This window comes from Streptomyces sp. NPDC007917 (assembly GCF_042959105.1).
Taxonomy (GTDB): domain Bacteria; phylum Actinomycetota; class Actinomycetes; order Streptomycetales; family Streptomycetaceae; genus Streptomyces.
Map to the genome: position 1 here is coordinate 414,223 of NZ_JBIBKK010000007.1, position 22,362 is coordinate 436,584.

The 22,362-nt window shown below is 72.3% G+C and carries 15 protein-coding genes; 7 read left to right on the top strand and 8 right to left on the bottom strand.

The genetic code is table 11. From position 1 onward, the window contains the following. Positions 1–189: 189 nt before the first annotated feature. Positions 190–1,038 carry a 3-hydroxyacyl-CoA dehydrogenase family protein gene (locus ACFZDL_RS16940; RefSeq protein ID WP_353593326.1) on the bottom strand — a complete coding sequence of 283 codons (849 nt, stop codon included), beginning with the start codon at positions 1,036–1,038 and terminating at the stop codon, positions 190–192. Positions 1,039–1,128: 90 nt separating this feature from the next. After that, positions 1,129–1,770: a TetR/AcrR family transcriptional regulator gene (locus ACFZDL_RS16945; RefSeq protein ID WP_353593325.1), complete on the bottom strand. Its 642-nt coding sequence runs from the start codon at positions 1,768–1,770 to the stop codon at positions 1,129–1,131. A 96-nt stretch (positions 1,771–1,866) separates the two neighbouring features. On the opposite strand from ACFZDL_RS16945, the gene ACFZDL_RS16950 reads away from it, so the two are divergent. From ACFZDL_RS16950 to ACFZDL_RS16960, 3 genes are read left to right on the top strand one after another with little or no spacing between them, the layout of a single operon-like run. Continuing rightward, a complete protein-coding gene (locus ACFZDL_RS16950; protein WP_353593324.1) occupies positions 1,867–2,649 on the top strand; it encodes an ATP-binding cassette domain-containing protein in 783 nt (260 codons plus the stop codon). A 22-nt stretch (positions 2,650–2,671) separates the two neighbouring features. Continuing rightward, entirely contained in the window at positions 2,672–3,427 is a 756-nt protein-coding gene (locus ACFZDL_RS16955; protein WP_353593323.1) for an ABC transporter permease, read from the top strand. Positions 3,428–3,461: 34 nt separating this feature from the next. Next, positions 3,462–4,034 (top strand): cob(I)yrinic acid a,c-diamide adenosyltransferase, encoded by a 573-nt coding sequence (locus ACFZDL_RS16960; RefSeq protein WP_353593322.1) that lies wholly within the window; start codon positions 3,462–3,464, stop codon positions 4,032–4,034. Here the strand turns inward: ACFZDL_RS16960 and ACFZDL_RS16965 are convergent, their stop codons facing one another. Beyond that, entirely contained in the window at positions 4,035–4,709 is a 675-nt protein-coding gene (locus tag ACFZDL_RS16965) for a hypothetical protein (protein ID WP_353593321.1), read from the bottom strand. Between the two features lie 77 nt (positions 4,710–4,786). On the opposite strand from ACFZDL_RS16965, the gene ACFZDL_RS16970 reads away from it, so the two are divergent. Then, the gene (locus ACFZDL_RS16970) at positions 4,787–6,043 is read left to right on the top strand and encodes a histidine kinase (RefSeq protein WP_353593320.1); all 1,257 of its coding nucleotides are present in this window, start codon (positions 4,787–4,789) and stop codon (positions 6,041–6,043) included. A gap of 65 nt (positions 6,044–6,108) precedes the next feature. Next, the gene (locus ACFZDL_RS16975; RefSeq protein WP_353593459.1) at positions 6,109–6,786 is read left to right on the top strand and encodes a response regulator transcription factor; all 678 of its coding nucleotides are present in this window, start codon (positions 6,109–6,111) and stop codon (positions 6,784–6,786) included. Positions 6,787–6,825: 39 nt separating this feature from the next. Here ACFZDL_RS16975 and ACFZDL_RS16980 read toward each other — a convergent pair whose 3' ends face one another. The 3 genes from ACFZDL_RS16980 to ACFZDL_RS16990 all read right to left on the bottom strand — a co-directional run bounded on the left by ACFZDL_RS16980 (position 6,826) and on the right by ACFZDL_RS16990 (position 9,618). Beyond that, positions 6,826–7,866 carry a dihydrodipicolinate reductase gene (locus ACFZDL_RS16980; RefSeq protein ID WP_353593319.1) on the bottom strand — a complete coding sequence of 347 codons (1,041 nt, stop codon included), beginning with the start codon at positions 7,864–7,866 and terminating at the stop codon, positions 6,826–6,828. 64 nt (positions 7,867–7,930) lie between these two features. After that, complete coding sequence (locus tag ACFZDL_RS16985; protein WP_353593318.1) at positions 7,931–8,668, bottom strand: 4'-phosphopantetheinyl transferase superfamily protein; 738 nt, start codon at positions 8,666–8,668, stop codon at positions 7,931–7,933. Beyond that, positions 8,665–9,618, bottom strand: a complete 954-nt coding sequence (locus ACFZDL_RS16990; RefSeq protein WP_353593317.1) for a zinc-binding dehydrogenase — start codon at positions 9,616–9,618, stop codon at positions 8,665–8,667. The genes ACFZDL_RS16985 and ACFZDL_RS16990 overlap by 4 nt, the downstream gene beginning before the upstream one ends. 309 nt (positions 9,619–9,927) lie before the next feature. On the opposite strand from ACFZDL_RS16990, the gene ACFZDL_RS16995 reads away from it, so the two are divergent. After that, positions 9,928–11,307 (top strand): cytochrome P450, encoded by a 1,380-nt coding sequence (locus ACFZDL_RS16995; protein WP_353593316.1) that lies wholly within the window; start codon positions 9,928–9,930, stop codon positions 11,305–11,307. Between the two features lie 28 nt (positions 11,308–11,335). After that, on the top strand, positions 11,336–12,715 hold the full coding sequence (locus ACFZDL_RS17000; protein ID WP_353593315.1) for a cytochrome P450: 1,380 nt from the start codon (positions 11,336–11,338) through the stop codon (positions 12,713–12,715). An 87-nt stretch (positions 12,716–12,802) separates the two neighbouring features. On the opposite strand, the gene fabD is transcribed toward ACFZDL_RS17000, so the two are convergent. Continuing rightward, on the bottom strand, positions 12,803–16,354 hold the full coding sequence (gene fabD, locus ACFZDL_RS17005) for an ACP S-malonyltransferase (protein ID WP_353593314.1): 3,552 nt from the start codon (positions 16,352–16,354) through the stop codon (positions 12,803–12,805). After that, positions 16,351–22,362, bottom strand: coding sequence for an amino acid adenylation domain-containing protein (locus ACFZDL_RS17010; protein WP_353593313.1), 6,012 nt, complete (start codon positions 22,360–22,362; stop codon positions 16,351–16,353). Before ACFZDL_RS17010 ends, fabD begins: the two co-directional genes overlap by 4 nt.

Sequence of the window (22,362 nt, forward strand, 5' to 3'; positions counted from 1 at the left end):
CCGGCTGTCGCCGGGATGGGCCCCCTGTCTCCCCTGAGTCAATCTGGTCTACCGAATTGACTGTGTCTCATGCGGTGAAGTTGCCGCTTGTAAGCGAACCGAGACCGAATTCACCCGCAAGGGTGCACCTGCCCCTGATTGCGTTTGAGATGCGCGACAGGGGCAGGGCGGCCGTGCGGGCGGGCCTGGTCAGTAGCGGTAGAACCCGCCGCCGCTCTTGCGTCCGATGTCCCCGGCGTCGACCATGCGGCGCATGACCTCCGGCGGCGCGAACTTCTCGTCCTGGGACTCGGTGTAGATGTTCTCGGTGGCGTGCAGCAGGATGTCCACACCGGTCAGGTCGGCCGTGGCGAGGGGTCCCATCGCATGGCCGAAGCCCAGCTTGCACGCGGTGTCGATGTCCTCGGCTGTGGCCACCCCGGACTCGTACAGCTTGGCCGCCTCGACGACGAGCGCGGAGATCAGACGGGTGGTGACGAACCCCGCGACGTCGCGGTTGACGACGATACAGGTCTTGCCGACGCCCTCGGCGAACTCCCGTGCGGCGGCGAGGGTTTCGTCGCTGGTCTTGTATCCGCGCACCAGCTCGCACAGCTGCATCATCGGCACGGGCGAGAAGAAGTGGGTGCCCACGACCCGCTCGGGGCGCTCGGTGGCCGCCGCGATCTTGGTGATGGGGATGGCGGAGGTGTTGGAGGCGAGGATCGTCCCGTCCTTGACCAGACCGTCGAGGGTGCGGAAGATCTCCCGCTTGACCTCGATCTTCTCGAAGACGGCCTCCACGACGACATCCGCGTCGGCGGCGGCCTCCAGGTCGGTCGTGGTGGTGATGCGCGCCAGGGCCTGTTCGGCGGCCTCGGCCTCCAGCTTGCCCTTGGCGACGAACTTGTCGTACGAGGCGCGGATGGCGTCGGTGCCGCGGCGCAGCGCCTCGTCGGTCACGTCACGGAGCACGACGTCCCAGCCCGCCTGGGCGGAGACCTGCGCGATGCCGGATCCCATGAGTCCGGCCCCGATGACCGCGAGCTTCCTGGCCACGTTCACGTCCTTTCGTACGTTGCGTAACTGACGCCGTTGGCCGGACCTTAACGCCCGTTCACGCCTCCTGGCAGCCCCTAGTAAGGCGCGTCACGGTGTGTTCTTCACCGCATAGTTGAGCACGCGATCACTGAGCAGCGACTCCATCACATCGATCTGCCGCAGCAGCTCCACCGAGATCTGCTCGGGGGTGCGGCCGGCGGCCTGGGCGCGGCCGATGCTGCGGTGGACGGCGTTCTGCATGCCGACGAGCTGGTGGGCGATGAACTCGGGCGTCGGGTCGTCCGCGGCGGCGGCGGTCTCCTCGCGCAGGGTGGCGGCGAGCCGGTCGACGGTCCGGCCCTGCATCCGCAGCAGCCTGGCCATCAGCGTGGGCGAGTCCATGACGACCTTCATGAAGCGCGGAAAGCCCGGCTCCATCCCCGCGTACGGGTTCCGCTCCGCGATGTCCCGGCGCAGCTGGTCGAGCAGCGCCCGCGCGGCCGGCACGCCCGCCGCGCGTTCCCGGACGAGCTGCGAGGGGCGCTCGACGACCTCGTCCTCGCGGTCGAAGAAGAGGTCTTCCTTGGCGGGGAAGTAGTTGTAGACGGTGTTGACCGAGACGTCGGCGACCTCGGCGACCGCGGCGATGGTGACCGCGTCGAAGCCGTGCTCCAGGAAGAGCCCGGTGGCCATGTCCGAGATCCGCTGCTTGACCTGTCGCTTCTTCCGCTCCCTGTGTCCTTCCGCCATGCCCTCATCCTAGCTTCGATGGTGTCGCCATATTTTTGAGGTCCACGCATTTTTGGGGTCGTTGCAAAATTTAAGTGTCCCTGCTTTTCTAGGCGCATGCCTGTCATCAGCACGGCCGGGCTCGCCCGGACCTTCCAGACCAAGCACGGCCCCGTCGAGGCCGTCCGCGGCATCGACCTCACCGTCCGGCCGGGTGAGATCGTCGGCTTCCTCGGCCCCAACGGCGCGGGCAAGACCACGACCCTGCGCATGCTCACCACGCTGCTGCCGCCCACCGGCGGGGCCGCGACCGTCGCCGGATGCGATCTCGCCCGCGATCCGGAGGGGGTGCGCCGGAAGATCGGTTACGTGGCCCAGTCCGGCGGCGTCGACCCGTCCGTCCCCGTCCGCGAGGAACTGGTCACCCAGGGCCGGCTGTACCGGCTCGGCAAGGCCGAGGCGGCCGCCCGCGCCGAGGAACTCGCCGCCGACCTCGGGCTGACCGAGCTGCTCGACCGCAAGTGCGGCGCCCTGTCCGGCGGGCAGCGGCGCCGCCTGGACATCGCCATGGGCCTCGCCCACCGCCCCGCCGTCCTCTTCCTCGACGAGCCGACCACCGGGCTCGACCCGGGCAGCCGGGCCGACCTGTGGAAGCTGATCCGACGCCTGCGAGACGACCACGCCATGACCGTCTTCCTGACCACCCACTACCTCGACGAGGCGGAAGCGCTCGCCGACCGGCTCGTCATCGTCGACAAGGGAACGGTGGTCGCCGAGGGCACCGCCGCCGCGCTCAAGGCCGAGTACGGCGGATCGCCCGACGCCACCCTGCAGGACGCCTTCATCGCCATCACCGGGCGCGGCACCGCACAGCCCGACACCGCCCCGCTCGCCGTCTGACGACTCAAGGAGCCCTCCACCCGTGTCCCCTCTGCTCTCCGACACCGGCCTGATCTTCGGCCGCTATCTGCGCCAGGCCCTGGACTCCAAGGTCGGCGTGGTCTTCGGGCTGCTGCAGCCCATGTTCTACCTCGTCTTCTTCGGCCCGCTGCTGCACGACGTCCCACTCGGCGGCGAGGGCGACTCCTGGCAGACGCTGGTCCCCGGGCTGCTCATCCAGCTCGGTCTGTTCAGCGCCGCGTTCGCGGGCTTCGGCATCCTGGTCGAGAAGCAGTTCGGGGTGATCGAGCGGATGCGGGTCACCCCGGTCAGCCGGCTCGCCCTGCTGCTGGGCCGGGCGCTCAAGGACGTGGTCCTGCTGCTGGTCCAGTCGCTGGTCCTGGTGGTCGTCGGCGTCGCCCTGGGGCTGCGCGCCCCGGTGCTCGGGGTGGTCGTCGGCTTCGTCTTCGTCGGCCTGCTCACCATCTCGCTGGCCTCGCTGTCGTACGCCCTGGCCATGCGGGTCGACAGCCCGCAGGGCTTCGCCCCGGTCATCAGCACCGTCAACATGCCCGCGATGCTGCTCTCCGGCGTTCTGCTGCCGATGGCCCTGGCGCCGGGCTGGCTGGACGCCGTCTCGCGCTGTGTGCCGTTCCGCTACCTGGTGGACGCGGTGCGCGCCGCGTATGTCGGGGACTACGCCTGGGGCGGCGTCGGTCTCGGCGCACTGGTCGGGCTCGTCCTGTGCGCCGTCTCCACGGCGGTCGGCACCCGGGTGTTCCGCAAGGCCGGGGCGTAGGGAGACGCAGCGGTGCGCGCGTAGGCTCGGGCGCATGGTCAGACTCACCCGCATCTACACGCGCACCGGGGACAAGGGCACCACGTCCCTCGGCGACATGAGCCGTACCGCCAAGACCGATCCGCGGATCGCCGCATACGCCGACGCGAACGAGGCGAACGCCGCGATCGGGGTGGCCATCGCGCTGGGGGCGCTGCCGCCTGAGATCGTCAAGGTGCTGGTCCGCGTCCAGAACGACCTGTTCGACGTAGGCGCGGACCTGTCCACCCCGGTGGTCGAGAACCCCCAGCATCCGCCGCTGCGCGTCGAGCAGGGCTACATCGACAAGCTGGAGGCGGACTGCGACCTCTTCCTCGAAGGGCTGGAGAAGCTGCGCAGCTTCATCCTCCCCGGCGGCACGCCCGGTGCGGCCCTGCTGCACCAGGCGTGCACCGTCGTGCGCCGGGCCGAGCGCTCCACGTGGGCGGCGCTCGACGAGTACGCGGAGTCCATGAATCCGCTCACCGCCACCTATCTCAACCGCCTCTCCGACCTGCTGTTCATCCTGGCCCGGGCGGCCAACAAGGAAGTCGGGGACGTGCTGTGGGTGCCCGGCGAGAGCCGCTGATCAGGACTTGGTGAGGGACCGGGGTTGGTCCCGGTCCCCCTCGTCGGCCGGCTTCTTCTCCTCCGGGGGCCAGATGGTGTAGTAGACGGCGATCAGCAAGTGGATGCCCGCGATCCGCGCCATCTGCCACTGCCACGCCACCATCGAGTCGGTGCGGTCCCCGTCACCGATCAGCCAGATGCACATCTGGAGCACAGCCACCGCGATCACCGCGGCGATCAGCGTCATCCGCCACAGCCGCCACTCGTGCCGCACCCGCGCCGCACCGTACTTCGGCGGCTTGACCGGGGGCGGCCCGCCCGCGAACCGATGGGCGAAGCGCCCGTCCGCCCACGTGATCATGTAGTGCCCGTACGCGAGGGAGAAGCCGAGGTAGACCGCGGCCAGCCCGTGCGCCGTCGACGGCTCGGCGCCCCGCCGCAGATCGATCACGGTCGCGGTCAGCAGCACCAGGTCCAGCACCGGAACGCAGGCCAGCACCGCCGCCCCGGCCCGCGGTTTGCGCAGGACGTACCGCACACACAGGCCGCCGAGCAGCACCACCCAGAAGCCGACCTCGCTCGCGACGATCAGTCCGACGATCACGGCCCGTTCTCCCTTCTCGCGCCCGTCTTCCCTACCGTCCCGCGCGGTCCGGGCCGTCGCGTCGTCGGCGACGACGAATCCGGACTGCATCCTTCGATGTACGCCGGGCGCCCCCGACCCGTCCGGAAGCGGACGAAGGCGGGGCCACCGCGTGTTGTGATGGACCCATGCCGCCCCGACTGCCGCCGCCGCACCGCGTCGACGTCGCCATCGCCCTGGGCGGACTCCTCGGCGGACTGCTGCTGATGGGGCTGGGGCTGCGCGGCGGGGTGTATCTGGGCGAGCTGTCCCCCGTCACGCTGCCCCCCTGGTCGACGATCACCGCGCTGATCGCCATGGCGGGCGCCGAGCTGCTGCGCCGCGTGGCCACCCGCGCCGCCCTGGCGCTGGGCACCGCCGCCCTCGCTGTGGACCTGTGCGGCGGCGGTTCGCTCATCGCGACCGTTCTGATGTACACGGACGTGGTGTACGCGGCGGTCCTCTACGGACCGGCGTCCCTGGCCCGGCGGCTGCCCCCGTGGTGCGCGCTGGCCACCGTGATCACCACGGTCGTCCCGGTGGCGCTGCTGCGCACCCCCGAGTCGCTGTTCATCGGCCTGGTCACCGCCCTGCTCACCCTTGCCCCGGCCGGCACCGGGGCGATCGTGCGCAATCACCAGGAGGCCGCCGAGGCCGCCCGGCTGGAGGCCGAGCGGACGGCCCTGCTCGCCGAGCTGGACCGGCGGGAGGCGGTGGTGGCCGAGCGCGGCCGCATGGCCCGCGAACTGCACGACCGGGTCGCCGGGCATCTGTCGGCCATCGCCATCCACTCCACCGCCGCGCTGTCCCTGGGGGACGCCGCCGCGACCGACCAGGCGCTCACCGTCATCCGGGAGAACAGCGTGCTGGGCCTGGCCGAAATGCGGCGCCTGATCGAGCTGTTGCGCGACGCGGACGGGGCGCCGGAGCCCGCCGCCGCGCCCACCCTCGACGCCCTCGACGCGCTGGTCGAGCGCGCCCGCTCGGACGCCGCCCCGGTCAGCGGGCTGAAGTTCGCGCTGTGCGACGACCGCCCGCCGGGCGGCGCCGCGCTGCCCGCGCCCGTCGAGCTCGCCGCGTACCGCATCGTTCAGGAGTCCTTGACCAACGCCCTCAAGCACGCGGCGCCCGGCCAGGTGACCGTACGCCTCACCCAGGACGCCGACGGGCCCCTGGACGGCGGCGTCCTGGAGGTCGGCGTCACCAGCCCGTTCGACACCCGCCCCGGCGGCACCCGTCCCGGCCCCCGCGCGCCCGGCTCCGGCATGGGCCTCATCGGGATGCGCGAGCGGGTCTCCCTGCTCGGCGGCACGCTTGACGCAGGCCCGCACACCGGGCCGTCCGGCGCGGTGTGGCGAGTCCGGGCGGTGCTGCCCCTCGACGGCAAAGGAGCCATGACACGGTGAAGGAGCGGTACGCCGGAGTGAACGGACCCGAGGGAGGCACCGCGAGCGAGGCGGTCAGCGGGGCGGTGGGCGAGGCGGGGTCGGGCAGGGTCCGGGTCGTGGTCGCCGAGGACCAGTTGGCCGTAAGGGCCGGGCTGGTGCTCATCCTGCGGTCCGCGCCCGACATCGAGGTGGTCGCGGAGGCGGCCGACGGCGAGCAGGCCGTACGCCTGGCCCGGGAGCTGCGCCCCGATCTGGTGCTGATGGACATCCAGATGCCGCGCCTGGACGGCGTTTCGGCCACCCGTGAGATCGTCGCCGGGCAGCTGGCCGATGTGCTGGTCCTGACCACCTTCGACCTCGACGAGTATGTCTTCGGCGCCCTGCGCGCCGGGGCCGCGGGCTTCCTCCTCAAGGACAGCGACGCGGCCGGTCTGCTGGAGGCCGTACGGACGGTGGCCCGCGGCGAGGGCATGATCGCCCCGGCCGTGACCCGCCGGCTGATCGCCGAGTTCGCCCGCCCGCAGACCGCACCGGTGCCCCTGACCGCCGACCCGGCGGCGCTCGCCTCCCTCACCCCGCGCGAACGCGAGGTGCTGGGCGCGCTGGGCCGAGGCTTGTCCAACGCCCAGATCGCCGACCACCTCGCCATGGCCGAGGCCACCGTGAAGACCCACGTCAGCAGGGTGCTGGGCAAGCTGGGGCTGCGCAGCCGGGTACAGGCGGCGGTGCTGGCCCAGGAGCTGGGGGTGGCCGGGCCCTGAAGGCCCGGCCACCGGAGCCCGGCGCGGCCGGGGCGGGGGTCAGTCGGTGGTCGCGGTGGCGGCCTTGACGAACGGCAGCTCCAGGATGGTCCGGCAGCCGGGCTCGGCGGCGCACACCGGGCCGATCAGGTTGACGATGCGGGAGGCGTTGAGCTGGATGAGCCCGTCCACGCCCAGGTGGGCGAAGTCCACCGAGATCGTGGGGTCGCCCTCGACCCGGATGGTGAACTCCGGGTCGCTCTCGGACTGCTGCCACCCCTCCCCCAGGCCCAGTTCGGCGACGTGCTCGATGACCGTGGTGTGCCAGGGCTTGCCGTCCACGTAACCGGTGAACTCGTAGCGCATCCCGGCGGCCGTGCCCTCGGGGATGGTCAGCCCGCTGGCCGGGAGGTGCAGCTCGCGGGGGGCGGGCAGGATCTCCCAGGCGGTGGTGCGCAGCTCGTCGAGCTTGAGCCCGAGGGCGTCGGTGACCAGGTGCGCGGCCTGGCCCTCGTACCAGTGGAAGGCCTGCCCCAGCATCTGGGCGCGGCCGCTGTCCTGGGCGCACTCCTCCACCGGGGCGCCGAAGCCGAGGAGCTGCAGCACCTCCTTGGCGGCGTAGTCGCGGTGGAAGTTGCGCTCGCGGGTCCAGATGCGGCGGACGTTGCTGGTGTAGCCGGAGAGCACCAGCGGCATGACGTCGTTGAGCAGACCGGGCATGTTGCCGCCGCCGGTGAGGGTGGTGCCGCCGTCCCGCGCCGCCTGTTCCAGCGCGTCGTGGAAGGGGGTGCCGCGCAGGTCGAAGCCGCCGGTGGGGGTGACGACGTTCTTGCCGGACCGCAGGATGCGGGCCACCAGCTCGCCGTCCCAGAAGGGCGGGTTGAGCAGCACGCAGTCGGCTTCCACGGCGAGCGCGGCCTCGACGTCGGTGGTGGCCCGGACGCCGATCGGGCCGATGCCGGCGATCTCGCCCGCGTCCACCCCGTCCTTCTCCGGTGTCTGGGTGACGACCGCGACGAGTTCGATGTCGGAGCGCTCCGCCAGGAGTTTGATCTGCTTCTTGGCGATGGTGCCGGTGTACCACTGGATCACCCGGAACATCGGGCTACCTCCTCGGTCGGGGAAGAGCGTCGGGAAGGGAAGGGCGGGAAGGGCGGGGAAGTGCTCAGCCGAGTGCCGCCATGACGTCGGCCTCGTGGTGTTCGATCACGCGCGGGTCGGCGCCCAGCGCGCACAGGGCCGCGCGGTAGCCGGGGCCGGGGTGCAGATCGGTCAGGTGCGGCGGGACCGGCGGCCCGGGCCGGTCGCGCCAGTGCTCCAGCCGGGGCGGGGCGTCCGGCGGGCTGACGGTCAGCAGCGCCGGGTCCACCAGCAGGCCGTGGCCGGTGGCCTTGAGCACGGCCTCCTTGCGGCACCAGTAGCGGGTGAAGCCCGCCGTCCGGTCGGGTTCCGGCAGGCGCGCCAGGGCCTGCCGCTCGGACGCGGCGAGCACGGTGGACGGCAGGTGCTCGTCGTACGACTCGGCCACCCGCTCGATGTCCACCCCGATCTCGGTGCCCAGCGCCAGCGCCACGGCCACGCGCCGGCCGGAGTGCGAGAGGGACAGTCGGAGCGGCAGCGGGGAGTCCACCAGGACGGGCTTGCCGTGTGCCTTGCCGCAGCGTCCGCAGCTGGCGGTGAAGCGCAGATCGGCGGGGCGGGCGCCCAGCTGGGCGGCGATGACCCGGCGGGCCAGCGCGTGTGCGGTCAGGTACAGCGCGCGGGCGGACTCCACGACCGTGTGCCGGTACCGTTCGCGCTCGGTGGCGTCGAGCAGGTCCAGCAGACCGAGGTCCGAGCAGGCTTCGGCGAACCACACATGGCACTCACCGCCGCGCACGGTGTCGACGGCCCAGGTGGTCACCGCCTGGGGTCCAGGGCGAGCTTTCCCACGGTCCGCCGGGCGCTCAGGTCCTCATGCGCCTGCCGCACCTCGGACAGCGGGCGGACCCCGCCGGAGATCACCCGCAGCCCGCCCCGCGCGACCTCGTCGAACAGCTCGCGCATGGCCCGCTCCAGCAGCCCCGGGCGGCTCATGGCGCCTTCGAGCGTCAGCCCGCAGACGGTGGCCGAGGACTGCATCAGGGCGGGCAGCTCGACCGGCTTGGGCGGCTTCCGGCTCGCCATGCCGTAGAAGACCAGCCGGCCGAGCGGCGCGAGCGCGGTCAGGCTCTCGTCGGTGATGTGGCCGCCGGTCATCTCCAGCACGATGTCCAGGCCGCGTCCGCCGTTGGCCTCGCGGGCGGCGGCGGCCAGGCCGGGCGCGGTGGAGTCGATCACGGCGTCGGCCCCCAGGTCCAGGGCCAGCGCGCGCTTGGCCTCGGTGCCGGCCGCGGCGATCACCCGGCCCGCGCCCGCGGCCTTGGCCAGCTGCACGGCGAGGCTGCCGACGCCGCCGGCCGCCGCGTGCACGAGCACCGACTCGCCCTCGCGCAGCCGGGCGCTCTCGTGCAGCAGCAGCCAGGCCGTGGTGCCCTGGACGAGCAGCGCCAGGGCGGAGAAGTCGTCCACGGCGTCGGGGATGTCGACGGCGAGCCCCTGGGGCACGACGACGCGCTCGGCGTAGCCGCCGCGCGGGACGACCGCCGCCACGCGCCGGCCGTCGGGGGCGGTGCCGACCACCTCCATGCCGGGGATCAGCGGGAGGGCGTCGCCGGGCAGGGCGCCGACCTCGGATTGATGGGTGTCGCGGTAGTTGATTCCGGCCAGGGTGACGTCGACGAGCAGCTCCCCTTCAGCGGGGCGCGGGTCCGGGAGTTCGACCAGTTCGAGGACTTCGGGGCCGCCGAAATTCTTGATGTGGACAGCTCGCACGATCTTCACCATAGAGGGTGCGTCGATGAGTTTCCAGAGCATTCAAGCAATTGATGCGGAGGGCGAGTTGGGGGAGCTCGCGGGAAATTGAGGGTACCGCCGACATGGCCACCCCATATAGGATCACGCCGACCAGAGGAACCAAGCCACCTACTAATTCAGCGCGTTGACGACGTATACGTCGACTTGACGGCCTTCACGTCACATATGTCGCGTGTTCCATCGCAAGTCTGCTTTACACGTGCGGATTTAGCAGCCCAGGCAGCACCGGGCACCACCCCGGTGGCCGGGCCACGGGGAGAGGAACCCATGTCAACCACGAGCCAGTTGCTGCCGTTCCAGGAGATTCCGGGCCCGAAGGGGCACCCCATCGCCGGCCTGCTCCCGGACTTCAACGCGGACCCGCTCGGCTTCCTGATGAACGGCTTCCACAACCACGGAGACCTGGTCTCCTACCGGTTCGGCCCCAAGGTGGCGGTGGGCAAGACCATCCTCGCCGCCTACCACCCCGAGCTGGTGCACCAGCTGCTGATGGACACCGAGCGCACCTTCGGCCGGGACAGCGACGGCTTCCGCGCCACGTACGAGCTGGTCGGGCGCGGTCTGATGACCACCGAGGGCCCCTACTGGCGCAGCCGCCGCCATATCCTCCAGCCGCTGTTCACCCCCAAGCGCGTCGCCCGCTACACGGAGCTGATGGCCGCCGAGGCCGAGCGGATCATCGTCGAGCACGAGAAGCACGAGGGCACGCCCATCGACCTGTTCCAGGCGATGATGCGCTACTCGCTGAGAGTGGTGGGCCGCGCCCTGTTCGGCGGCGACCTGGACGACGCCGAGGCCGATCTGCACCGGCTGATCCCGGAGGCCAACAAGGGCATCATGGCCCGCACCACCCAGATCCCCAAGCTCCCGCTGGGCTTCCCCTCCCCCACCAACCGCCGCTTCCTGAAGACGAAGGAGGGGCTGTACGACCTGATCGACCGGGTCATCGAGCGCAGCGGCAGCCACGGGGCGGCCGAGGCCGGGGACAACATCGTCTCCCGTATGCGCCAGGCCGGGGACCCGGAGACGGGCGAGCCGCTGACCGAGCAGGAGGTGCGCAACGAGGCGCTGCTGCTGTTCATGGCGGGCCACGAGACCACGGCGATGGGGCTGACCTTCGGGCTGCACCAGATCGGCCTGCACCCGGACATCCAGGACCGGATCGCCGAGGAGATCGCCGCCCACCACAAGGCGGGCGGCACGGCCGCCGACTACGCGGGCAACCGCGACACGCTGGGCCGCGCCTCGCTCAACGAGGCGCTGCGGCTGTTCCCCTCGGTGCACATGACCGAGCGGGTGGCCCGCGAGGACCTGGAGCTGAACGGCTACCTCGTCCCGAAGGGCACCTCGGTGTTCCTGGTGCCGTGGGTCACCCACCGGCACCCCGACTTCTGGCCCGACCCGGAGAAGTTCGACCCGAGCCGGTTCATCGGCAAGCACGACCGGCCGCGCTACGCGTACTTCCCGTTCGGCGGCGGCCCGCGGGTGTGCATCGGGGAGCACTTCGCGCTGCTGGCCTCCGGGGTGCTGATGGAGGCGCTGCTGCGCAAGTACCGGATCACCTCGCACGACGACAAGATCTCCATGAAGGTCCTGAACAGCATCCGCCCGGACAAGCCCGTCCGCACGACCTTCACCGCGCGGTAGTGACGGACAGGACGGGAGGAGCCCAAGGATGACCACGACCACATCGGCCCGGCCCTTCTCCGAGGTGCCCGGGCCCAAGGGCAACGCGCTCGCCGGGGTGGCCCCCGAATTCCTCCGCGACGCGATCGCGGTGCTGGAGAGCGCCTACCGGGAACACGGCGACCTGGTGTCGTTCCCCTTCGGCCCGCGCGGACCGCTCGGCAAGGTGGTGGTGGCCGCCTACCACCCCGACGCCGCCCAGCAGGTGCTCACCGACACCGAGCGGACCATCGGCCGCGGCCCCTCCAGCACCCAGGTGCTCGAGGACATGATCGGCTGCAACCTGATGACCACCGACGGGCCCGTGTGGCGCCGTCAGCGGCGCACCTTGCAGCCGCTGTTCACCCCCAAGCGGGTCGCCCGCTACACGGATCTGATGGCCGCCGAGGCCGAGCGGATCGTGACCCGCGAGGTGCCCGAGCACACGGACCGGGTCGATCTGCACAAGCTGATGCTCCGCTACTCGCTGCGGGTCGTCGGCCGGGCGCTGTTCAGCGGGGACATCGACGACACCGGGCCCGAGCTGCACGGGCTCATCCCGCTCACCAACGAGCTGATCATCGGCCGGACGACGCAGCTGCTGAAGCCGCCGCTGTCCGTGCCCACCCCGCGCAACCGCCGCTTCGTGAAGACCCGGGAGCAGCTGTACGCGCTGATCGACCGCATCATCGAGCGGACGGACAAGGAGTCCGCCGGCGTCGAGCGGGACGACATCGTCACCCGGCTGCGCGACGCGCGCGACCCGGAGACCGGTGAGGGGCTGAGCGTCGCGGAGATCCGCGACCAGACCCTGCTGATGATGATGGCGGGCCACGAGACCACGGCCACGGCCCTCACCTTCGCCCTCCACCTGCTGGGCCTGCACACCGACATCCAGCAGGAGGTGGCCGAGGAGGCCGCGGCCCACATCGCGGACGGCGGCACGGCGGCCACGTACGCGCAGGCCCGCGAGACGCTGGCGCGGGCGAGCCTGCTGGAGGCCATGCGGCTGTACCCGCCGGTCTACATGACCGAGCACCTGGCCACCAGCGACATCGAGCTCGGCGGCTACCAGGTGCCCGCGGGCACGGCGGTGTTCCTCTCGCCGTGGGTCACCCACCGGCGCCCGGACTTCTGGCCGGACCCCGAGCGGTTCGACCCGACCCGGTTCATCGGCGAGCACGACCGGCCGCGCTACGCCTATCTGCCCTTCGGCGGCGGCCCCCACGTGTGCATCGGCGAGCACTTCGCGCTGCTGGCCGCCACGGTGCTGCTGGAGGCCGTGGTGCGGCGCTTCAGGGTGGAGTCCGCCGACAAGACCGTCTCGTACCAGCAGACGGGCAACCTGCGGCCGGACAAACCGGTCTGGGCCTCGCTCACCGCCCGCTGACCGCGGCGGGGGCCGGGAGGAGTTCCCCGAGGGCGCGCGTACCGACCCGGTACGCGCGCCCTCGCCATGGGGGGGCGCGCCGGGCGGCTAGCCGAACAGGCCGGTGAAGCGGTCGCGCAGGACGCGGGCCGCGCCGGACATGATGCGGTCGGCCACGACGTCCACATGGCGGCCGCGCCAGTCCTCCAGGTCCGTCCCGCGCACCCACTCGTTGAACGCGCCCATGGCCGGGCCGCAGTGGACGGCGTAGTCGACCCGCCGGTCCGGGTCGCCGGCCACCGCGAACCGGGCGCACCGGTCCAGGTACCAGCGGAAGACCAGCGCCATCCGGTGCTTGGCGCTTCCCTCGGCCCTGGCCAGCTCGCGCGGGTCCCTCTCGCGCAGGGCGGCGGCCAGCTCGGCCCACACCGAGTCGAAGGAGCGGCGCAGATAGGTGTTCTCGATCTGCTCGCGGGTCGCCGCGTCGATCTCCTGGAACGACTCGTGACGGCGCCACAGATCGTGCAGCTTGGCCGCGCGCGCGGGCTGGAAGACCCCCCGCTTGAGCGACCTCACCCGCCCGCCGATCTCGAACTCCTCGCTCCAGGGGGCGCTGTCCACGTCGTGGACCTCGGCCTCCTGCAGCATCCGCCGCACCGGGTCGCTGGTGGCGGCCTGCACGGTGGACTGGTTGACCGAGCCGGTGATCACGAACTCGGCCCCCAGCAGGAACGCGGCGGCCGCGGCCTCGGGCGTGCCGATCCCGCCCGCCGCGCCGACGTGCACCCGTGGGCCGCCCGCGTCCAGCGCGTCACGCAGCCGGGTCACCGTGGGCAGCAGCGCGGCCAGGGACCCGGCGTCGGGGCGCCAGCCGTCCGCCTCCACGCACAGGTCGTCGGCCACCGGCCGGCTCCCGTAGCGGGCGATCTCCGCCTCGCCGATCTGCCCCTGCTCCCGCAGCCGGTCGAGCACGGCGCGGGGCGGCGGGGAGAGGAAGGCCCTGGCCATGTCAGCGCGCGACACCTTGGCGAGCACCCGCCCGCCCTTGAGGCGGTACTTGACCAGGGCGGGGGTGATCTGCAGGAATCCGGACGCCTCGACGGTGCGGATGCCCAGGCGCAGGAACAGGTCGACGAGGGCCAGTTCGGCCTCGGGGCTGTCGTGGCGGTAGAGGAGGTTCGCGCCGAACGGCCCGTCGTCGCCGAGGGCGGCGATCACGGCGCGCAGCCCCTCCTCGATCTCGGCGGGCCGCAGACCGCCGGTGCCGAAGAAGCCCATGCCTCCGGCCTTGCCGAGCCTGGTGAGCATGTCCGTGCCGGAGACCCCGCCGTGGAGGGACCCGGCCAGATACGCGTAGCGCAGCCCGTACCGCTCCCGGAAGCCGCGGGCCCCCAGGTCCTCGGCGGGGAGCTCGCGCGGTGAGAGGGGCGTGGGGTGGGCGGCGAGGACGGGTGCGGGCGTGAGGGGTTCGGGCGTGGGGACGGGCTGGGCCACGGGGACGGGCTCAGGCACAGGCGCGGGTACGGGTACGGGTACGGGTACGGGCACGGGTACGGGTACGGGCGCGGGTTGGGCCACCGGCACGGGCACCGGCTCGGGCACCGGAACCGGCACCGGCTCGGGCACGGCGCGCTGCTGGACGGCGGGCTCCGGCGCGGGCACGTACTGCGGGACCGGCTGCGGGACCGGCTGGGCCGCGGGGTGCGGGACCGGCTGGGGGGCCTGCTCCTCGAGGTACAGCGGCTCGGACTTCTCGCGGATCTTCCTGACCAGCTTGGTCAGAACGGTCCCCGGACCGATCTCCTCGAATTCAAGCTCGCCTTTCCCCATCAGAAAGCGGATCGTCTCGATCCACCGCACACCGCTCCAGATCTGCCGGGTGAGCGTATCGGTCAGCCCGTCCCGGTCGGAGGGATACGGACGGGCGTCCGCGTTGGAAATGACCGGAATGCGCGGCGAGCTCAACCGGAACCCGTTCAGGAAATCCGCGAACTCCTCCGCCGCGGGCCGCATGAACTCCGAATGGAAAGCGCCGCTGACCCTCAGCCGGGTGTAGAACGCCTTGTCCGCTTCGAAGAAGGCGCGGGCGATGTCGATTTTGTCGCGCGGCCCGGTCAGCACGAATTGCTCGGGTGAGTTGTAATTCGCGATCGTCAGCCCGGCCAGCTCGGGGCGGCGCAGCGTCTCCTCGACGCGCTCCTGTGCCAGGCCCACCACGGCGGCCATGCCGCCGCCCTCGGAGCGGGCCGTGAGCTCGGCCCGGCGCCGCACCAGGCGCAGCCCGGTCTCGAAGTCGAAGACGCCCGCGGCGAAGAGCGCCACGTACTCGCCGAGGCTGTGCCCGATGACGTACGCGGGCGGCTCGGGGTCCTCCTTCAGCCGCTTGAGGTACGACAGCGCGCTGACCACGTACAGGGCGGGCTGGGTGAACTGGGTGAGGCTCAGCTGTTTGTCGGGGTCCTCGACGCACAGCCGCTCGATCGAGTACCCGAGCACGGCGTCCGCCTGCGCGGTGTGCTCGGGGAACTCCGCGAACAGGCCCTTGCCCATGCCTTTGACCTGCGAGCCCTGGCCGGGGAACCCGTAGACCTTCACGCTGCCTCCGTTGTCGCTCGCGGCCTTCGCCGGGGCGGCCGGGACGGGTGCGGGGGCGGCCGGGGCGGGGGCCGCGCCGCGCGCGGGGACCGCCGCGCGGGCCGCGGCCAGCAGATGGGTGTTGGTGCCGAACGGGCTCAGCAGCGGCATCGAGGTGGACCGGGAGCCGGGGCGGAGGTTGTTGCGCACGAAGTTGTGGAGCGTGCCCGAGGGGCCGAGGTCCAGATAGCGGTGCGGGCCGCGGGCCTCCAGCGCCTCGACGGTGCGCTGGAACTCGATCGGCTCGCGGGCCACCCGCCAGAAGTGCTCGGGGCTCAGCGCCGCCACCGGCCCGCCCGCGGCGCTGGACACCAGCGGAATGGCCGGCGGCCCGGGTCGCACCTGGGTCATGGCGGCCGCGCAGGCGTCGTACGCCGGGTCCATCAGCCGGGAGTGGAAGCCGCGTTCGACCGGCACCCGCTGGTACGGGATGTCCAGGGCGCGCAGCCGCGCCTCGGCGGCGGTCAGCGCCTCCTCCGTTCCGGCGACCACGAAGTGCTGGTCGTAGTTGCGGGCCGCCAGCTCGGTGCCGTCGCGCAGCTCGGGCAGCTCCTCGTACAGCGACTGCCGGGCGAGTACGGCCAGCATTCCGCCGGGCGGGCAGGCGTCGAGCGCGCGCGCCTGGCGCACCAGCATCCGCAGGCACTCGTCCTCGGCCAGCACCCCGGCCAGCACGCCGGCCGTGAACTCGCCGAGGCTCGCGCCGAGCAGCAGGTCCGGCTGGATGCCCTCGGCTCTCAGCGTCTCGGCCAGGGCGAGTTCGACCATGACGATGGCCGGGTGGGTGACCGCGGTCTCCAGGAACGGATGGGCCTTGGAGCGGCCGTCGTCGTACATCCGGCTCAGCACGGACTCGCCGAGCTCGGTGCGGACGACGGCGTCCATCCGGTCCATCGCGGCCGCGAAGACCGGCTCGGAGCCGTACAGGTCCCGGCCCATCTGGTAGTACTGCGAGCCCTGCCCGGAGAACATGAAGACGGTGGGGAGCTCGGTGCTCGCGTCGGTCGTGGTCTCGGTCGCGGTCATGGGGCAACCTCCTCGATACCGGAGAGGACCTCGCCCACCGAGCGGTCGGGGCGGGCCACGATGTCCTGGATCAGGCCGGCGAAGAGCCGCAGCCTGCGGGCCGGCTCGCCGGGCGGGAACCCGCCCGAGTAGGTGTTCAGGTTCAGCACGAAATGCGAATCCAGGAAGATCGCCTCGATGCGCATCGGGTGCTCGGTCTGGTTGACGAACTCCACCGGCTCGGCGCCCAGGTCGCCGTCGAACCGGCCGAAGACCCCGGACAGCTCGGGGAAGGTCTCGTTGACGAGGTAGCTGTCGAAGAGGAAGCCGTCCTCCGCCACCCCCGCCCACTCCCGCAGGAGCCGCACCGGCACGTACTCGTGGCGGGCGATCTCGCCCACCGTGCGCTGCAGCGCGTGCAGCCAGTCCCGCAGCGGCGCTTGGCGGTCGATCCGCACCCGCACCGGCAGGATGTTGAAGAACTGGCCGACCCCCTGGTCGACCTCGACGAGCGCGGAGCCGCGGCCGGAGAAGACCGAGCCGAAGACGACGTCGGACGCCCCCGAGCCGTGGTGCAGCTGCAGCGCCCAGGCGGCCTGCACCACGGTGAACGGGGTGATCTCCAGCCGCTTGGCCAGCGCCAGCAGGTCCCGGGTGACCTCGTCGGGCACCAGCAGCCCGTCGTGCAGCAGATCGGGCTCCTCCGCGACCGGCACCCGCTCGGCGGCGGGCGGGGCCAGGGCCGGTGCGGGCAGGTCGAGCCCGGCCAGTTCGGCGCGCCAGAACGTCTCGGCGGGGCCGAGGTCCCGGTGGCGCTGGGAGACGCAGAAGTCCCGGTAGACGGTGTCCGGGCGCGGCGCGGCGGGTTCGCGCCCGGCGGCGTACTCCCCGTACGCGTCGAAGAGCACCTTCATGATCATCGGATAGCTCCAGCCGTCCTGGAGCGCGAGGTTGAACATGTAGAGGTAGTCGTAGGTGTGCTCCTCCAGCCGGAAGAGGGCGACATGGCTCTGCGGGGCCCGCGCCGGGTCGAAGCCCGCGCGGCGGCGGGCGGCCACATACGCCTGGAGCCGGCGCTCCTGCTCGGACGGTTTGAGGCCGCGCCAGTCCAGCTGCCGCACCTCCAGCTCCGCCTCGCGGTGCACCACCTGCACCGGCTCCGCGAGCCCCTCCCACAGGAAGGACGTGCGCAGCACGGGGAAGTGGTCGACGGTGTGCTGCCACGCGCGGGCGAAGGCGCGCGGGTCGAAGGCGGCGCCGGTGATCCGGAACCGCTGGTGGACGACGTTGCCGCCGGGCTCGCGGGTGGTCAGCAGGCGGTGCAGGACGTTGTGCTGGGTACCGGTGAGCGGATAGGCGTCGACGGCGTCGGGGAACCGCTCACGGACCCGGGCCAGTGTCTCGTCGTCCAGGGCGGGGGCGTCGCGGCCCACGTCGGCCGCCGGGGCGCCGTCCCCCGACTCCTTGCGCAGCCGGGCCGCCTCGGCCAGCTCGGCGACCGTCTTGTACTGGAAGACGTCCTGCGCGGTCAGCGGCAGCCCGCGCCTGACCGCCTTGTTGACCAGCCGGATGCTCAGGATCGAGTCGCCGCCGACCTCGAAGAAGTTGCTGGTGACGCCGGTGCCCTGGACGCCCAGGACCTCGGCCCACACCTCGGCGAGCTGCGCCTCCTCCAGGGTGCGGGGGGCGACGTACTCGGTGTCGGCGCCGGCGGTGTCCAGGACGGGCAGCGGCAGCGCCCTGCGGTCCAGCTTGCCGTTGGCGTCGGTGGGCATCTCGGGCAGCGCGACGACCGCCGAGGGCACCATGAACTCCGGAAGCTTCTCCCTCAGGAAGGCGTGGGCCGAGGCGGTGAGACGGCGGCTGAGGCGGTGCAGCAGCGGGTTGTTGGTGTAGGAGTGGAGCGGGCGCGGGCGTTCGGGCCGGTGGCTCCAGCCGGGCGCGGGCCCCTTGCGGAAGCACACCTCGTAGCCGCCGTCGGCGCGCCCGCCGGCCCAGGCGACGTCGGCCTGGTAGCCGAGTTCGCCGGCCAGCCCCCACCACTGCTCGGGGTCGGCCCCGCCCTGGGCCCCGCCCTCGCTCTCGGCCGTCCGGGCCGCCGCCGCGGCGCGCAGCTCGGCGACGGTGGCCGGGCCGGGGCGGGCGGCCAGCGCCCGCAGCAGCCCGGCGGCCGGTGCGGTACGGGAGTTGGGGACGGAGCGCAGCAGCAGGGCGGCGGGGGCGCGCTCGGTCAGGGTGCGGCGCACCCGCTCGGGGTCGAGGCCGTCCCGTTCCCAGTCCAGCTCGAGCGGCGCGGGGGCGTCGGGCGCCTGGGCCCCGATGTGCAGGGCGACGTCGTAGCGGTACCGGGTGAGTTCGTTGGCGAAGGCGCCGCGTTTGAGCATCACCTCGACGTGGGAGATCCGCGGCAGCTCCTGGCGCAGCACGGCGAACAGCTCGGGGTCGACGAGCAGTTCCTGCTCCTGGGCGACGCGCCCGGCGATCCGGCGGCGCAGCAGCTCGACGGGGGTGTCCGGCTGGGCGCGCTCGGTCTCCACCTCGGTGTGGAACGCCTCGAGCAGCGGCAGGCTGCGCAGGTCGCCGAGGAAGAGGACGCCGCCCGGCCGGAGCCTGGTGACGGCCTGGGCGATGACATCGCGCAGATACGCGGTGTCCGGGAAGTACTGCACCACCGAGTTGACCAGGACGACGTCGAAGGTCTCCTCCGCCAGGCCCTCGAAATCGTCGGCGCCGCGCTCCAGCAGCGTCACCTCGGCGTCGCCGGTGAGCTGCCCCACGATCCGCGTCCGCACGAAGTCCAGCGCGCGCCCGGAGATGTCGGTGCCGGTGTAGTGGGTGCAGTGCGGCGCGATACGGGACAGCAGCAGCCCGGTGCCGCAGCCGATCTCCAGCACCCGGCGGGGCGCCCGCTCCAGCACGCGCTCGACGGTCGACTCGACCCAGACGCGCATCTGGTCGGCGGGCAGCGGCTCGCCGGTGTAGCTGGAGTTCCAGCCGACGATGTTGAAGTCGGCGTCCTGCGGGTCCTGTGTGTCGTAGGTGCGGCTGAAGACGCTCTCCCACTCGGCGACCTGGGCGTCGGCCTCCGCCCCACCGCTGTCCCCGCCGTCGCCGTCGCCGTCGAGGGGCGCGTCCGGGTGCGGCACCACGTAGGCCACCAGCCGCTTGTGCTCGTCCGGCGCGCTCTCGTCGTTCCCGCCCAGGGCGCGGGCGAGCACCGCGACCTCGCGCACGGCCGGGTGCTCGGCGAGCGCCGCCTCGACCTCGCCGGGCTCGATGCGGAAGCCGCGCACCTTGACCTGGAAGTCGGTGCGGCCCCGGTATTCGATCGTGCCGTCGGGCAGATAGCGGGCGAGGTCGCCGGTCTTGTAGAGCCGGTCCCCGGGGGCGGCCGAGAACGGGTCGGGGATGAAGCGCTCGCGGGTCAGCTCGGGCCGCTTGTAGTAGCCCTTGGCGACCTGTACGCCGCCGATGTGCAGTTCGCCGGGGGCGCCGACGGGCACGGGGTTGAGATAGCGGTCGAGGATGTGGACGCGGGTGTTGGCGACGGGCCGCCCGATCGGCACCGCGCGCGGACCGCCCTCCGGCGGGCAGGCCCAGTACGTGACGTCGACGGCGGCCTCGGTGGGCCCGTACAGGTTGTGCAGCCGGGCGGCCCCCAGGCGCTCGTAGAAGCGCTCCTGAACGGTGTACGGAAGGGCCTCGCCGCTCGCGAACACCCGCCGCAGGGAGCCGGTGCGGCCCTCCAGGTCCGGCTCCTCCAGGAAGGCCTGGAGCATCGAGGGCACGAAGTGGCAGGTGGTCACCTCCTCCGCCGCGATCAGATCGGCGAGATAGCCCGGCTCCCGGTGGCCGCCCGGCCGGGCGAGCACCATGCCGGCGCCGGTGATCAGCGGCCAGAAGAACTCCCACACCGAGACGTCGAAGCTGAACGGCGTCTTCTGCAGCACCCGGTCGTCCGGGGTGAGCCCGTACTCCTCCTGCATCCACAGCAGCCGGTTGCGGATGGCCCGATGGGTGATCATCGCGGCCTTGGGCTTTCCGGTGGAGCCGGAGGTGTAGATCATGTACGCGAGGCTGTCGGGCCCCGCGCCGGAGTCCGGCGACTCCTCGGGCCGGCCGGCCAGCGCCTGCCAGGTGGCGTCGAGGCACACCACGCGCGCCGAGTGCGGCGGCAGCGCCGACCGCAGCCGCTCCTGGGTCAGCAGGATGTCGGGCGCGGCGTCCGCCATCATGAACGCCAGCCGCTCGGCGGGATAGCCGGGGTCGATGGGGACGTACGCGCCGCCCGCCTTGAGGATGCCCAGCAGCCCGACGACCATCTCCAGGGAGCGCTCCATGCAGATGGCCACCGGCTTGTCGGGGCCGACGCCCATCTCCCGCAGCAGATGGGCGAGTTGGGCGGCCCGCCGGTCCAGTTCGGCGAAGGTCAGGCCCTCGTCGCCGAGGCGGACCGCGAGGTCGCCGGGCGCCGCCCGCGCGGCCCGGTGCGCGACCAGTTCGTGCAGGGTACGGCCGTCCGCGTCGGGGTAGTCGCGCGCGGTGCGGTTCCACTCGACGAGGATCTTGTGCCGCTCCTCCTCCGACAGCACCCGCAGCTCGCCGACCCGCTGCCCCGGGGCGTCCGCGAGGGACCGCAGCAGCACCAGATAGCCGTCGATGAAGCGCTGGATCGTGCCGTGCTCGAAGATGTCCGCGTTGTACTCGACCGAGCCGGTGAGCAGGCCCTCCCGCTCGGCGATGGAGATCCACAGGTCGAACTTGCTGGTGCCGTTCCTGATCTCCTGGACCGGCCCGAGGATGGAGTCGGCCCCGGCCGCCTCGGCGGGTGCGGTCTGCAGCGCGAAACACACCTGGAACAGCGGGTTCATGCTCATGCCCTGCTCCGGGCGGAACTCGTTGACCAGGATCTCGAAGGGCACGTCCTGATGCGCGTAGGCGCCCTTGGCCGTGTCCCCGACCCGCTCCAGGACCTCCTCCACCGTGGGGTTCCCGGACAGGTCCGTGTCCAGCACCAGGGTGTTGACGAAGAACCCGATCAGGCCCTCGATCTCCTTGTGGTGCCGGTTGGCGATCGGGGTGCCGACGACCACCTCGTCGTCGCCGGTCCAGCGGTGCATGAGGATCTTCAGCGCGGAGACCAGCGTCACGAACAGCGTGGTGTTCTGCTTGCGGCTCAGGTCCCGCAGCGCCGAGGCCAGTTCGGGGTCGAGGTCGAAGCGGGTGGAGCCGCCGCGGAAGGTCTGCACGGGCGGCCGGGGCCGGTCGAGCGGCAGCTCCGATCCGGGTCTGCGGTCGCCGAGCCGCTGCCGCCAGTGGGCAAGGCGCTCCTGGAGCGCGTCGCCGCTCATGCGCTCGCGCTCCCAGAGGGTGTAGTCGGCGTACTGGAGCGGCAGCGGGGGCAGCGGGGACGGCCGGTCCGCCGCGTACGCCGTGTGGAGCAGCAGCATCTCGCGGACGAAGTTGTTGATCGACCAGCCGTCGGTGACGATGTGGTGGGTGTTGAGCACGAAGTTGTGGGTGTGCTCGTCCAGCCGGAAGAGGGTGACCCGCAGCAGCGGCCCGCGCGCCAAATCGAAGATGTGACACGCCTCCTCCCTGGCCAGCCGCTGGAACTCGGCCTCGCGCTCCCCGGCTTCGAGCGCGGACAGGTCGACCACGGGCAGCGGCAGGGTCAGGGAGGGTGCGATCTCCTGCCAGGGCTCGCCCGCCGTGCTCGGGAAGGTGGTGCGCAGCACCTCGTGGCGCCGCACGATCTCGTTGACGGCGCGCTCCAGCAGCGCGGGGTCGAGCGGGCCGTTGAGCCGGAAGCTGAGCGCGACGTTGTACGCCGGGCTGTCCGGCACCAGCTGGTCGAGCGACCACAGCCGCTGCTGGTGGAAGGAGAGCGGCGGCCGGCCGCCCCCGGATCGGCGCGGGATGACCGCCCGCCCTTCGCCGCGCGCCGTGCCCTTGAGCTTTCGCAGCAGCGCGAGCTTGGCGGGCGAGAGCTGGGCCCGGCGGGCCGCCAGCGCATCGTCCAATGACAT

Excerpts from the sequence above, each read along its gene's own strand:
- ACFZDL_RS16965 (WP_353593321.1), bottom strand. The coding sequence starts at position 4,709 with ATGCAGTCCGGATTCGTCGTCGCCGACGACGCGACGGCCCGGACCGCG.
- ACFZDL_RS16980 (WP_353593319.1), bottom strand. The coding sequence starts at position 7,866 with ATGTTCCGGGTGATCCAGTGGTACACCGGCACCATCGCCAAGAAGCAG.
- ACFZDL_RS16945 (WP_353593325.1), bottom strand. The coding sequence starts at position 1,770 with ATGGCGGAAGGACACAGGGAGCGGAAGAAGCGACAGGTCAAGCAGCGG.
- fabD (WP_353593314.1), bottom strand. The coding sequence starts at position 16,354 with ATGACCGCGACCGAGACCACGACCGACGCGAGCACCGAGCTCCCCACC.
- ACFZDL_RS17010 (WP_353593313.1), bottom strand. The coding sequence starts at position 22,362 with ATGTCATTGGACGATGCGCTGGCGGCCCGCCGGGCCCAGCTCTCGCCC.
- ACFZDL_RS17000 (WP_353593315.1), top strand. The coding sequence starts at position 11,336 with ATGACCACGACCACATCGGCCCGGCCCTTCTCCGAGGTGCCCGGGCCC.
- ACFZDL_RS16950 (WP_353593324.1), top strand. The coding sequence starts at position 1,867 with ATGCCTGTCATCAGCACGGCCGGGCTCGCCCGGACCTTCCAGACCAAG.
- ACFZDL_RS16970 (WP_353593320.1), top strand. The coding sequence starts at position 4,787 with ATGCCGCCCCGACTGCCGCCGCCGCACCGCGTCGACGTCGCCATCGCC.
- ACFZDL_RS16995 (WP_353593316.1), top strand. The coding sequence starts at position 9,928 with ATGTCAACCACGAGCCAGTTGCTGCCGTTCCAGGAGATTCCGGGCCCG.
- ACFZDL_RS16960 (WP_353593322.1), top strand. The coding sequence starts at position 3,462 with ATGGTCAGACTCACCCGCATCTACACGCGCACCGGGGACAAGGGCACC.